The organism is Microbacterium sp. NPDC091662 (assembly GCF_044756705.1).
Lineage (GTDB): Bacteria > Actinomycetota > Actinomycetes > Actinomycetales > Microbacteriaceae > Microbacterium.
Genome location: NZ_JBIVTM010000002.1, coordinates 16,414 through 29,559, shown reverse-complemented (window position 1 = coordinate 29,559; position 13,146 = coordinate 16,414). Strand labels below are relative to the sequence as shown.

Sequence of the window (13,146 nt, the reverse complement as noted above, 5' to 3'; positions counted from 1 at the left end):
GTACGTTATTCCTGCGGAGAACAGGTGTCAATAGATCCATTCACGTGAATCCACCCACGCTTTTCGGGCGTAGGCTGGAGGGAAGGACGGACCGTCCGAGAAGATCTCCCGGCACCGCGCCCGCCCGGAAGTGGAGTCACTCGTGGCTCAGTACGACGTCTCGAACCGCTCGGCGATCGTGACGGGAGCAGGCAGCGGAATCGGACGCTCGACCGCCCTCCTGCTGGCGAAGAACGGCGCATCCGTCGTCGTGAACGACCTGAACGCGGAGCACGCGAACGCGGTCGTCGACCAGATCCGCGCGGCAGGCGGCACGGCAGAGGCTTCGGTCGGCGATGCGACGGATGCGGCCTGGATCGCATCTTCCATCGAGCTGGCCAACTCGCTCGCTCCGCTGCGCATCGGCGTCAACAACGCGGGCATCGGCGGCGCCACCGCGCCGACGGCCGAGTACGAGGACGAGGCGTGGGACAAGGTCATCGCGATCAACCTCAACGCGGTGTTCCGCAACATGAAGGCCCAGATCCCCTCGATCCTCGCGAACGGCGGCGGCTCTGTCGTCAACATCGCCTCGATCCTCGGCAGCGTCGGCTTCGCCGGCTCCCCCGCCTACGTCACGGCCAAGCACGGCGTGGTCGGCATGACCAAGTCGGCCGCGCTCGAGTACTCGGCCAAGGGCGTGCGCGTGAACTCGGTGGGCCCCGGCTTCATCGACACCCCGCTGCTGGCGAACATGGGCGACGAGGCGAAGGACTTCCTCGTGAGCAAGCACCCGATCGGACGCCTGGGCCAGGCCGACGAGGTCGCCAACCTCGTCGCGTTCCTCGCCAGCGACGCCGCGAGCTTCATCACCGGCAGCTACCACCTCGTCGACGGCGGCTACACCGCGCTCTGAAGACCGGACGGCACCTACAGCCCTTCTGCGATCTCCTTGATCGCGGCGAGACGGCGGTCCCACTCGCGTCCGATCACGTCGAGCTTCGCCGCAGTCGCGGAGAGCTCGGCACCGACGACGCGGAAGCGCACCTCACGCCCCACCCGCACGGGCTCGACGAGGCCGACCTCCTGCAGGACGGCGAGGTGCTTCGCGATCGCCTGTCGAGAAACCGGAAGGCGCCCGGCGAGGGCGGATGCCGAGGCATCCCCCTCGCCGAGAGCCGTCAGGATGCTCCAGCGCGTCTCGTCCGCGAGTGCCGCGAACATGGGCAGCAGCGTCTCTGTGGTCACGCTTCGCCTTCCACCAGGGCGACCATCTTGTCGAGCTCGAGGTCCCAGCCGGTGCGGTGCGACTCGAGGTTGGCGCGCGGATCCGATGTGCGCTCGAATCCGCTCTCGACGACCGTGAGCCTGGTGCCGCCCTCGGCTTCTTCGAGGGTGAAGGTGAAGACGGTCGAGGTCGACTCGTCGATGCTCTCGGGCAGCTTCCCGAGCGCGTCGTCGTTGTTCCAGCGGTAGGTGATGCGTCGCGGTTCGTCGTACTCCTCGACCCGCAGGGGGATCACGTCGTAGTCGGGGAAGGTCATCGTGCCGGTGGCGCCGACACCGACGCCGTCGAGCACCGTGCGCCCGAACCAGCGGGAGACGTGCTCGGGCTCGGCCACCGCGCGCCACACCTTGTCGACAGGGGCCGCGATCTGGATGCTCCGCCGAACGGAGAAGGTCTCCTCGTCGACGACGGATGCCTCGTTGTGGGTCATGTTCACCATGATGGGTCCTTTCGTGGGTTCCTGCATGTTCCGCCGGCCGATCAACCAGCTGCAACTCCAGAGTTGCACAAGCAATCCCACTGCGCAACCCCCGGGTTGCAGAAAGCGTCACCCACCGTGCCACCCGTCGGGAGCATTCACGGATGAAGGACGAATCGCCGCGAGAACTCCCTGCATGCGTGCATCCTCCCGACATCTGTGCGCCATCCGCACGGCGGGGCCGAAGGTCAGCTGCGCGGTCGGCGCTTCTCCAGGAACCCCGCCAGCAGCACGGCGACCAGGGCGGCGACCGGAGCGACGAGGAGCCCGGCGCGCAGACTCTCGTTCTCGGCGATGTACCCCACGAACGGCGGCGACAGCAGGAAGCCGAGACGCAGCAGCCATGACACGATCGTGAGCCCGACGCCGGCCCGCAGCCCCGGCAGCTCATCGGCGGCATGCATGGCCGCGGGAATCAGGGTGGCGATGCCGAAGCCCACGGCCGCGAACCCCAGGATCGTGCCGGGCACGGACGGGAACGCGAGCGCGAGGGTCATCCCGGTCGCGGCGATGATGCCGCCGACTCTCGCGACCCAGCGCTGCCCGAAGCGGTCGGTGAGTGGATCTCCGATGATCCGGCCGACGAACTGAGCGCCGACCAGGGCGATGAAGCCGAGCGGGGCGATCGCGGCCGCAGCCCCGAGCGAATCGGCGAGGTACAGGGTCGCCCACGAGTTGCCCGCATCCTCGGCGACGGCGCCCGCCATCGCGATGAGGGTCAGCGCGATGATCGCGATCACCGTGCGCGGGGTCACGCCCCGACGCAGCGCTCCGGCGAGCTCGGCGGGTTCCGCGGTCGCCTCCTCGTCGACCTCGTCGTCGCGGCCGGGGAGGCAGAACCGCAGGGCGACGAGAGCGACGGCGGCGAAGACGGCCGTGGAGATGCCCAGATGCACACCGAGCGGCAGCTGCAGCGCGATCGCGACGGCGGCCATCGCGCCCCCCAGCACGGCACCGATCGACCAGATCGCGTGGAAGCCGTTGATGATCGAACGCCCGTAACGGCGTTGCACCCGCAGGCCGTGGGCGTTCTGCGCGACGTCGGTGATGGCGTCGGATGCTCCGCCGAGGAACAGCGCGACGGCGAACAGCACGCCCGACGGCGCGAGTGCGGCCGACAGAAGCCCCAGGCTCGTCAACACGGTGCCGATGACGGCGATGCGCGCCGACCCGAATCGCCGGATCAGCACGGCCGCGAGGAGCCCAGCGGCGATCGCGCCGGCGGGGAAGGCGGCGATCGCGAAACCGTAGCCCAGGTTGTCCAGCCCGAGCGCGGACTTGATCTCGGGATAGCGCGGCAGGATGTTCGCGAACAGGGCCCCGTTCGTCAGGAAGAGCGCAGAGACGGCGATGCGCGCGCGTCGGGACGCCTGATCCGGCGCCGGTCGTCGAATCGATTCGATTGAAGCCATGTCTACGATCGTACGATGCTTCGAGGGTCGGCGCCGACACGGATCCGCCGTCCGGCCCGACGAATCCTGCCGGTACCCCGTGAGCCACCGCGCGCCCCTCTTACCGACCGTCGCCATGCCCCGCAACCCCGTTCCTCGGACCCGTCGCCCGGCCTACGCTCGTGGCATGTCCGAACTCACCCAGCCCACCGGCCGCGAAGCGACGCTGCGTGCCGTCCCTCGCGACGACGGTTCCGCGCCCCGCGCGCTCGTGCTCGGCGCGACCGGATACATCGGCGGGCGGTTGACCCCGCGGCTGCTGAACGCCGGATACCGGGTGCGGGTCCTGGCGCGGGATGCGACGCGTGCGGCCTCGTTCCCCTGGGGCCCCGAATGCGAGATCGTCGAGGGCTCGGCGGATGACGCGGATGCCGTCGCCTCGGCCATGGACGACGTCGACATCGTGTCCTACCTGATCCACTCGATGTCGGCGGGCAAGGGTTTCGAGGAGAGCGACGAGCGCGCGGCGACGACGGTCGCCGCGGCCGCAGCCCACGCAGGAGCACGTCGGATCGTCTACCTCGGTGGACTGCATCCCGACGACGCGAAGCTCTCACCGCACCTGCGCTCGCGCGTGCACGTGGGCGAGATCTTCCTGCGATCCGGCGTGCCGACCCTCGTGCTGCAAGCGGGCGTCGTGATCGGATCGGGTTCGGCCTCGTTCGAGATGATCCGTCATCTCACCGACGTGCTGCCCTACATGCCTGCGCCGAAGTGGGTGCGCAACCGCATCCAGCCCATCGCCGTGCGCGACGTGCTGCACTATCTGCTCGGGGCGGCGCGGGTGGGCCCCGACGTGAACCGCGCCGTCGACATCGGCGGCCCCGATGTGCTGCGCTACGGCCAGATGATGAACGGCTACGCGGTCGAAGCCGGGCTCCGCCAGCGCGCGATCGCTGCCCTCCCGGTGTTGACTCCCGGACTCGCCTCGCACTGGGTGAACCTGGTGACCCCGGTGCCGCGGTCGATCGCCCGCCCGCTCGTCGCGTCGCTGCAGAACGAGTGCATCATGAAGGACCACGAGGTCGACGAGCTCATCCCCCGCCCCGAAGGCGGCCTGACTCCGTACCGACGCGCGGTCGACCTGGCGCTCGGTCGAGTGCGCGGCGACTCCATCGAGACGAGCTGGCAGGATTCCGAGGTCTCCGGTGCGCCCAGCGATCCGCTGCCGAGCGACCCGGAATGGGCTGGTCGCACGGTGTTCACCGACTCCCGTTCCGTCGCGACGGCCGCCTCGCCGGCGGAGCTGTGGCGCGTGATCCTCGGCATCGGAGGTGAGAACGGCTGGTACTCCTCGCCACTGCTGTGGGCGGTGCGCGGATGGATGGACCGCATCGTCGGTGGCGTCGGCCTCAACCGCGGCCGCCGCAGCCGCACCGCCGCCCGCGTGGGCGACGCGATCGACTTCTGGCGCGTCGAAGCGGTCGAGTCGACGGACGCCGGATCGCTCCTGCGCCTCCGCGCCGAGATGAAGGTGCCGGGCGAGGCGTGGCTGGAGTTGCGCGCCGTTCCCGACGACGCGTCACACCGCGGTGGCGCCCGCTATGAGCAGCGCGCGATCTTCTTTCCCCGCGGCCTGACCGGGCGCCTGTACTGGCTCGCCGTCCTGCCGTTCCACGGAGCGATCTTCGCCGGCATGGCCGCGCGCATCACGGCCGCTGCCGAAGAGGCGAAGGCAGAGCAGGCAGACGCCGCCGCATCAGGCGAACCCGCCGATTCCGGCCGATCTCCGCAGAAGGTGCCTGATCCGGCGTGATCGCCTGATCTCCGCGCCCCTCCCGGGTCAGTCCGCGCGCGGCTGATCCGGAGCGTCCGCGGCATCGGGAGAGACCGGTCCGTCCTCCAGCGCCGCGTCGACGACCGCATCCACCTCGGCCGGCGGGATGATGTCGATCGCCTCGGTCGCGGCCTCGTACACCTCGGCGAGCGAGTCATCGACGGTCGACTCGTCGATCCAGTCGAGATCGTCCTCGGAATGGTCGTACTCGACCGGCACCAACGCGAAGTCGTCACCGTACTCCTCGAGCCCCGCCATGACGCTGTGCCGCACGGCGGCGCGGGCGTAACGCTCACGCAGGATCAGCGGGTCGCGCCGCAGGTCCTTCATGAACGCGACCATCATGAACGCCATGATGATCGCGAACGGCAGCGCGGCGATGATGGTCACGTTCTGCAGAGACTTCAAGCCGCTGCCCTCTTCACCCGTGACGAGCAGCACGGCGGCGATCACGCCGACCAGCACACCCCAGACCACCGCGACCCAGCGCGCCGGCTCCGGACGCCCCTGCTGCGACAGGGTGCCCATCACGAGCGAGGCGGAATCCGCACCGGTGACGAAGAAGATCGCGATCAGCAGGATGAGCACGATGCTGGTGATCAGCGAGAACGGCAGGTTCTCCAGCACACCGAACAGCACTTCCTCCGGAGGATCGACCGTGAGGTTCGCTCCGCTCATCTGCTGCTGGATCGCCGTGGTGCCGAAGATCGCGAACCAGACCAACGAGATGGCGGACGGGACGACGATGACGACCGACACGAACTGACGCAGGGTGCGGCCGCGCGAGATCTTGGCGATGAACATGCCGACGAACGGCGACCAGGAGATCCACCAGGCCCAGTAGAAGATCGTCCAGCTCGACAGGAACGTCTGCGCGGCTTCGCCCTGCGAAGCGGAGCGGCCGATCATCTGCGGAAGATCACCGATGAACTGCACGGCGACCGAGGGGATCACGTTCAGGATGAGGAGGGTCGGTCCGACGAAGAAGACGAAGAACGCCAGCAGCAGCGCGACGACGGCGTTGATGTTCGACAGCGCGCGGATGCCCTTCGAGACGCCAGACACAGCGGAGGCGATGAAGCAGGCGGTGAGCACGGCGATGGCGGCGATCAGCACGCCGTTGCCGAGCGGGCCCGCACCGCTGACGATCTCGACGCCGTGCCCGATCTGCAGGGCGCCGAGGCCGAGCGATGCGGCGGTGCCGAACAGCGTCACGATGATCGAGAAGATGTCGATCGTGCGGCCGAGGGGGCCGGTCGTGCGGCCCTCGCCGAGCAGCGGCGCGAAGATCGAGGAGATGAGCGGGGTGCGACCGCGACGGAAGGCCCCGTACGCGATGGCACCACCCACGAGCGCGTAGAACGCCCACGCCTGCGGACCCCAGTGATAGAGCACCTGCGTCTGCGCCGTGTGCATCGCGTCGAGGGTGTTCGCCTCGACGGTGCCGGGAGGTGGGTTCTCGAAGAAGTTCAGCGGCTCGGCAGCGCCCCAGAACACCAGGCCGATGCCCATGCCGGCGGCGAACAGCATCGAGATCCACGAGAACATCGAGAACTCGGGCTCTTCGTCATCACGACCGAGCGGGATGCGCCCGTAGCGGCTGAAGCCGACGAACAGCATGAAGACGAGGATGACCGTGGCGATGGTCGTGAAGAAGAAGCCGAAGTACTCCACCACCCAGTCGAGCACCGTGCGAGTCGTGCCGGCCAGGTTGTCTCCCGCGAACACTCCCCACGCGATGAAGGCGAGGGTGAGGGCGACCGCGACGCCGAACACGAGCGGGTCGGTGCGGTACGTGCGCCCGGTCTCTTCGACCGAGACGCCGGGCACGAGCGCCGGGTGCACGCTGCGCGGGGGGACGGCGGCGATGTCGCGGACGATCTTTCGCGCGGTCTCGGTGGCCTTCGTCGGGAGGCGGTTCGCTCCCGTGCCGACGGCATCTGTGCGGGGGCGCGGAGGATTGTGTCCTGCGGAGCGTTCGTCGGGCTTCTCGTCAGGGGTCTCCATGGCATCCCATCCTGTCACGGGAGGCGTCCGACCGTGGTGCTCGAACGTGAGGCGGCTCGGCCTCGGGCGTGGCGGACTGCAGCGCGGGAGATCAGGCGATCACGTCGAATCAGGCCGATTCGCCCGAAAGGCGCCTGATCCGGCGTGATCGCCTGTCCTCCCGAACAGCGCCCGAGCCGCTCGCTGGTTAGCGCGGACCGCGGCGGCCGAACCCTGCGAACAGGGAGTGCAGCAGCGGGAGCACCGACACGCAGATCAGCGTGATGCCCAACGGCGCCACAGACGGGACCAGCAACGCACCTCCGATGAGCAGTGCCGCGAACAGCACCCCCGAGGCGATGCGGCGGGCGATGCCCTCGAGCCGGTCGAGGCGACGCTCCAGCCGCGAGGTGTCGAACGAGACGTTGCCGTCGTCGATGCGGGTGATGATCCTGTCGATGCGTCCTGGCAGATTCCAGGTCGTGCTCATGGTGCCCATCGCCTGGCTCGCGAAAGCCTGCACGATGTTGCCGCTCTCGTCGCGCAGCAGACGCCCGGCATAGGGTTCGGCGGCGTCCCACACGTTGAACGCGGGGTCGAGTCCACTGCACATGCCCGACGTCAGCGAGACGGCCCGGATGAGCAGCAGCATGTTCTCGGGCAACTGCAGCGGAAGCGAGCGCACCATGTCGCCGAACTCCTCCGCGAAGTCGCGGAACTCGCGCGGGTCGACCTTGCTCAGCTCGGCGAAGCCCATGCCGCCGAACCGGGCGAACAACGTGGTCAGGGCGCGTTCGAGCTCGTTGGTGTCGGCCGAGGGCAGCAGCACCCCGATCTCCTGCGCCGCAGCGACAAGGCCCCGACTGTCGCGACCGGCGACCGCGATCAGGAGTGTGCGCAATCCGTCGCGGAGGCTCGCGGGGATCTCGGCCATCATGCCGAAGTCGATGAAGGTGAGGCGGAACCCCCGCCCCGGCTCTCCTGGGGTCGAGGGAACCGGCGTGACGAAGATGTTGCCGGGGTGCGGGTCGGCGTGCACGAAGCTGTGGGTGAACACCTGGTCGAACATGACCTCGGCGAACACGGCGGCGACCTCGGACGGATCGATACCGGCCGCGCGGAGGGCATCGGTGTCGTTGATCTTGATGGCCGTGACGTCGGAGAGCGTGAGCACCCGACGCGTCGAGCGCTCCCAGACGATCTCCGGAGTGTCGACGCGCGGGTCGTCGGCGAAGTTCTCGCGGAACCTCTCGGCGCTCGCGGCTTCGTGCAGGTAGTCGATCTCCTCGAGGCTGGTCGCGGCGAACTCCTCGACGAGCGCGGGCGCATCCACCCGGTCGGCGACGATGCGCACACGCGTCAGCCAGCGGGCGACCCGGCGAAGGGCCGCGAGGTCGACCGCCACGATCTCGTCGATGCCGGGGCGCTGCACCTTGACGACGACCTCGTCCAGGCCGGTGTCGGCGGCGTCGAGGTCGGAGAGCCTGGCGCGGTGCACCTGCCCGAGGGATGCCGCGGCGACCGGAGTCTCATCGAACCAGGCGTAGGCGCGCTCGAGCGGGATGCCCAGCTCGGCTTCGGCGAGCGCACGGATCGCGGGCGTGGGGACCGGAGGGACCTCGTCCTGCAGACCTTCGAGCTCTTTCGTGATCTCCGGCGGCAGCACATCGAGGCGCGACGACATGAACTGTCCCACCTTGATCATGAGTCCGCCGAGCTCGACCGCGAGAGCATGGAAGCGACGCGCGAACGTCTGCATCCGCTGGCCGCGTGTGCGCTCCGCGATCCTGCTCATCCCGAATCGCGGAAGGACGAGTTCGAACCACCAGATCTTCAGGAATTCCCGGCCGGCGAACGACAGGATGCGGCGGTACCTGGCGCGGTGAACGCCCTGTGCCGCAGCATCCGTCATCGCGTGGCTCCTTCGCGGGTCCCCACTTGATGCCGCACTGCGCGGTCAGTCCTGCGCGAGGATCGAGTACAGCCTACGGCGGGCCTCGTCGAGGACCTCGATCGTCTGCTGCACCTGCTCGGCCGAACCGCTGCGACCGACCTGCGCTGCCGCGGCGGCGAGATCGACGCCGGCCTTGGGCAGAGCGTTGAAGCGGGCGCTGTCGCGGTGGCCGTCCTTGCCGGACGACGACTCCCACGGAGCGGGGGTCTCGGAGTTCTCGTCGGCGATCGCCCGGCCGGCCTCGGTGAGCGAGTAGGTCTTGCGACCGTTCTGCTCCTCGGCCTCGATGAGTCCTTCGTCGGCGAGCAGCTGCAGTGTCGGGTACACGGAGCCGGCGCTCGGCTTCCAGGTGCCGCCGCTGCGCTCGGCGATCTCGTTGATGATCTGATACCCGTGCATCGGCTTCTCGCCGAGCAGGGAGAGCACCGCCGTGCGGACATCGCCGCGGGCCATGCGCGAGCCGCCGGAGGGGCGGGACTCGAACGACTTGCGGAGCTGGTCCATGGCTTCGAAGATCGCGGACGCCGGGCCGCCAGGGCCCGTGCCGAAGCCGGATCCGCCGAAGAGTCCTCCGGGTCCGCCGTTGCTCCCGGAGCCGCTGTTGCCGCCGAACGGGTTGGAGGGGAATGCGTTGTTCATGATGACCTCCTGCTGGGGTGAACGATACTCAACGATATATCGTTCACCCTGAAGGTGGGGTGAGAGTTTCCGATGCGTCGGCCCCGTGGATGACGCCCCACTTCTTCGCCTTCGCATCAAGCAGCACCGGCAGCTCGGCGTTCGGCGCTGCACGCCCTGCGGCGATGCATCGACTGTCGCCGCACGCGTGCACCAGGTACTCGCGGCCGACATCGGCGGGCTCGGGGAGACGCAGCTGCAGCTGGTACCGGACGGCCTCGTCGGTCGTCTCGAAGGCCGCGACCACCGGCAGGGCGACGCGGACCCCCGCCTCCTTCAGCGTGACGGTCTCGTCCGCATTCACGCTCGCGTTGATCCAGAGTCCGATGCCCAGCAGCACCATGAGCAGACACCCGAAGCCGAGGAGAGCAAGCTCCCACCACCGCGCAGACAGCGCGGGGAAGCTCACCGCGAAGCCGATCACACCCGACGCGACCAGCAGGCCCGCCGTGATGCGCTGACCCCATGCGCCACGGCGGCTGGTGAGGTCGACCTGAGTCCACTCGAGAGACGCCGCGTCGCGCATGGGATTCACTGTAGGGGTCCGGACCGGGTCAGCGCGACGGGAGTGCTCTGCGTGCCGGAAGCATTCAGCGCGACGGGAGGGTGAGGATCTCAGCGCCGTGCTCGGTGATCGCGATCGTGTGCTCGCTGTGGGCCGTACGGCATCCGGTCGCGCTGCGCAGTGTCCACCCGTCCGCATCCGTGCGGAGTTCGTCGGTGTCCACCATGACCCAGGGCTCGAGGGCGAGCAGCAGGCCGGGGCGGAGTTTGTAGCCCCTGCCCGGTCGCCCATCGTTCGCGACGTGCGGGTCCTGATGCATGGTGGAGCCGATGCCGTGACCCCCGAACTCGAGGTTGATCGGATAACCGTCGGCACTCAGGACCGAGCCGATGGCATGTGAGAGGTCGCCGATGCGCGCACCCGGGCGGGCGGCGGCGATGGCCGCGGCGAGCGCGCGCTCGGTCGTCGCGATCAGCGCGAGGTCTTCTGCCGCGGGATTCTCGCCGACGACGAAGCTGATGGCGGCATCGGCGGAGACTCCACGCAGAGTGACCGCCAGGTCGAGCGTGAGCAGGTCGCCATCGACGAGTCGATAGTCGTGGGGCATGCCGTGCAGCACGGCGTCATTCACTGCCGTGCAGACATAGTGCCCGAAGGACCCCCGCCCGAATGACGGCGCATAGTCGACGTAGCAGGATTCAGCCCCGGCATCCTCGATCATCTCGCGGGCCCATCGGTCGAGGTCGAGCAGGTTCACGCCGACCGCGGCGCGGGTCTTCAGCGCCTGCAGGATGTCGCCGACGAGCGCGCCGGCAGCCCTGGCGCGGACGAGCTCCTCGGCGTTCAGGATCTCGATCATGGGGTTCCCTCCGGGTTTCCAATAACTATCCCGGTAATACTATCCCGGGATTACAATGGGCATCATGATGGTCCGCATGCCTCTGAGCCCGGCCGACGTCGAACGCGGCGAGCGCCTGGGAGCGCTGCTGCGCCGAGCCCGCGGTGAGCGGTCGATGCTGAGCGTGGCGCTCGATGCCGGCATCTCTCCCGAGACGCTGCGGAAGATCGAATCCGGCCGCGTGGCCACCCCCGCCTTCTCGACGATCGCGGCCGTGTCCGACGTGCTGGGCATCTCCCTGGATGCTGTGTGGGCCGAAGTCGGTTCGCGTGCCGGCGACTCGCGCGCGCAGAGCATCGCCTCCTGAGATTCCCGCAGGCTTCTCCGATCGGTCCCCTCGTCCGCTCAGGCACTTCGCCGGGCCGCGCGGCTTCCGATCGTCGTGCGCCGTGTGCGCGAACCGCGCACACGCCCGGCCGTCGCGCAAGCCCGGTGACGCACACAGGAAGTCGTGTTTAGCTCGGGGGATTGTCGACTTGGGGGAGTGGGACGTTTGTCACAGAGTGATCGGCCGGAGACGAGCAAGGCATCCACGGACAGCATCCGTGTGAGTGTGATCGTCCCGGTGTACCGACCAGGGCCCTCGTTCGACGACCTCATCGCGTCGCTCGATCGACAGACTCTGGGCACCTCCTCGTTCGAGGTTCTCCTCTGCGACGACGGATCCGGTGAGCCTACCGGCGCACGGTTGGCCGCCATCGCCCGCGACCGCCCGCACGTGCGGGTGCTGTCGCTCGAGCACTCCGGCTGGCCCGGCATGCCCCGCAACCATGGCGTCGACGCTGCTCGCGGAACGTACGTGCAGTTCGTCGACCAGGACGACTACCTGTTCGACGGTGCGCTCGAGAAGCTGTGCGAATATGCCGACCAGCACTCGTCCGATGTGATCGTGGGCAAGGAAGTGGGCATCGGCCGTCGTCTGCCGAGCCGCATCTTCAGCCACGACGTCCCCAACGCGGTCCTCGGAACCGACCCGCTTCTGGAGATGCTCACCCCTCACAAGATGTTCCGCACCTCCTTCCTGCGGAGCAACGGCATCCGCTTCCCCGAGGGAAAAGTACGCCTCGAGGATCATCTGTTCGTGATGCAGGCGTACTTCGCCGCGTCGACGATCTCGATCCTCGCGAGCGAACCCTGCTACGCCTGGGTCAAAGAGCCGGGCAGCGCGAGTTCTTCGCGCATCGACCCGGAATCGTACTTCCCCCATCTCGAGACGGTGCTCGACCTCGTCGAGGCGCACACCGAACCGGGAAAGCTGCGCGACCGGCTTCTGCGGCACTGGTTCCGCGGCAAGATCCTGAAGCGGCTCTCCGGGCGACAGATGGTCCGGTATCCCGATGAATACCGCGACCGCCTGCTCGACGTCGTCACCCCTCTGGTGCAGAAGACGTTCGGACCGGGCGTCGATGCCGGACTCGGCTTCCCGCACCGGATCCGCGCGGCGCTGCTCCGGGCGGATCGTCGCGAAGACCTGCTGGCACTCGCGCACTTCGAGGCCGACATCACGTGCCGTGCCGTGGTGACCGAGGCGCGCTGGTCTCGCGGCGGCGGCCTGCACCTGACGCTCCGCGTGACCCTCACGAGGGATGGGCGCGATGCCTTCGTCTTCGAATCCACTGTCGCCGAGGCCCCGGCTGCGGAATCCTCGGGTTCGGATGCCCAGGCACCCGTCTCCAAGAAGAAGAAGAAGGTGACGCGCCTGATCTCGCTCCCCGTCTCGACGATCGACGGTCTTCCGGAGACCGTTCTCGTCGCCGACCGCGAGCTTCGCAACGATCGACTCGACCTCTTCCTCACCGACGGCGAGACCGGTGCCGAGCGCCGTGTCGGAGGTCGGCAGCCCCGCGACCTCGACGCCGCCCGCATATCGATCGACCCTGTGAAGGTGTTCGGCCCGGACGACGAGTCGCGTGGAGGCGCTCTGACCGTGAAGATCCGGCGAATGGGCTGGACCTTCGAGACTCCGCTCGTCGCCGCCCCGGCGGTTCTCGCGCGCGCGGGAAGGTCACCGCTGCTCGCCGGCCGAAGCTGCACGCTTGTGGCTGCGGACGACGGCACGGTCGAGCTTCGCCGTGAATGGCCGGGTGGTCGCGCGAAGGACTTCGCCGGGCGCACGGTCCGACGGATACGAGCACTCGTGCGGCGCCACTGA

Annotated in this window: 12 protein-coding genes; 4 read left to right on the top strand and 8 right to left on the bottom strand. The window is 68.7% G+C overall.

Features of this window, described 5'->3' with window-relative positions; all coding sequences use genetic code 11:
• Window positions 1-142: 142 nt before the first annotated feature.
• Window positions 143-895 (top strand): SDR family NAD(P)-dependent oxidoreductase, encoded by a 753-nt coding sequence (locus ACIQLD_RS13505; RefSeq protein ID WP_402608620.1) that lies wholly within the window; start codon window positions 143-145, stop codon window positions 893-895.
• Window positions 896-909: 14 nt separating this feature from the next.
• Here the strand turns inward: ACIQLD_RS13505 and ACIQLD_RS13500 are convergent, their stop codons facing one another.
• The 3 genes from ACIQLD_RS13500 to ACIQLD_RS13490 form a co-directional block, all read right to left on the bottom strand.
• A complete protein-coding gene (locus ACIQLD_RS13500) occupies window positions 910-1,227 on the bottom strand; it encodes a metalloregulator ArsR/SmtB family transcription factor (RefSeq protein WP_308737263.1) in 318 nt (105 codons plus the stop codon).
• Complete coding sequence (locus tag ACIQLD_RS13495) at window positions 1,224-1,706, bottom strand: SRPBCC domain-containing protein (protein ID WP_402608618.1); 483 nt, start codon at window positions 1,704-1,706, stop codon at window positions 1,224-1,226. Before ACIQLD_RS13495 ends, ACIQLD_RS13500 begins: the two co-directional genes overlap by 4 nt.
• Window positions 1,707-1,933: 227 nt before the next feature.
• On the bottom strand, window positions 1,934-3,157 hold the full coding sequence (locus ACIQLD_RS13490; protein ID WP_402608616.1) for an MFS transporter: 1,224 nt from the start codon (window positions 3,155-3,157) through the stop codon (window positions 1,934-1,936).
• A 166-nt stretch (window positions 3,158-3,323) separates the two neighbouring features.
• Between ACIQLD_RS13490 and ACIQLD_RS13485 the strand changes: the two genes are divergently transcribed.
• Window positions 3,324-4,952: an SDR family oxidoreductase gene (locus tag ACIQLD_RS13485; protein WP_402608614.1), complete on the top strand. Its 1,629-nt coding sequence runs from the start codon at window positions 3,324-3,326 to the stop codon at window positions 4,950-4,952.
• Between the two features lie 27 nt (window positions 4,953-4,979).
• Here the strand turns inward: ACIQLD_RS13485 and ACIQLD_RS13480 are convergent, their stop codons facing one another.
• The 5 genes from ACIQLD_RS13480 to map all read right to left on the bottom strand — a co-directional run bounded on the left by ACIQLD_RS13480 (window position 4,980) and on the right by map (window position 10,955).
• The gene (locus ACIQLD_RS13480; protein ID WP_402608612.1) at window positions 4,980-6,980 is read right to left on the bottom strand and encodes a BCCT family transporter; all 2,001 of its coding nucleotides are present in this window, start codon (window positions 6,978-6,980) and stop codon (window positions 4,980-4,982) included.
• 187 nt (window positions 6,981-7,167) lie between these two features.
• Window positions 7,168-8,871, bottom strand: coding sequence for an ABC1 kinase family protein (locus tag ACIQLD_RS13475; RefSeq protein WP_402608610.1), 1,704 nt, complete (start codon window positions 8,869-8,871; stop codon window positions 7,168-7,170).
• 45 nt (window positions 8,872-8,916) lie between these two features.
• On the bottom strand, window positions 8,917-9,552 hold the full coding sequence (locus ACIQLD_RS13470) for a PadR family transcriptional regulator (RefSeq protein ID WP_402608608.1): 636 nt from the start codon (window positions 9,550-9,552) through the stop codon (window positions 8,917-8,919).
• Window positions 9,553-9,595: 43 nt separating this feature from the next.
• Complete coding sequence (locus tag ACIQLD_RS13465) at window positions 9,596-10,117, bottom strand: hypothetical protein (RefSeq protein ID WP_402608606.1); 522 nt, start codon at window positions 10,115-10,117, stop codon at window positions 9,596-9,598.
• A 64-nt stretch (window positions 10,118-10,181) separates the two neighbouring features.
• Window positions 10,182-10,955 (bottom strand): type I methionyl aminopeptidase, encoded by a 774-nt coding sequence (map, locus tag ACIQLD_RS13460; protein WP_402608603.1) that lies wholly within the window; start codon window positions 10,953-10,955, stop codon window positions 10,182-10,184.
• Window positions 10,956-11,022: 67 nt separating this feature from the next.
• Here map and ACIQLD_RS13455 point away from each other — a divergent pair, with 67 nt between their 5' ends.
• Together ACIQLD_RS13455 and ACIQLD_RS13450 are read left to right on the top strand one after the other, a co-directional pair.
• Window positions 11,023-11,301, top strand: a complete 279-nt coding sequence (locus tag ACIQLD_RS13455) for a helix-turn-helix domain-containing protein (RefSeq protein WP_402610271.1) — start codon at window positions 11,023-11,025, stop codon at window positions 11,299-11,301.
• Between the two features lie 177 nt (window positions 11,302-11,478).
• Complete coding sequence (locus ACIQLD_RS13450) at window positions 11,479-13,146, top strand: glycosyltransferase family 2 protein (protein WP_402608601.1); 1,668 nt, start codon at window positions 11,479-11,481, stop codon at window positions 13,144-13,146.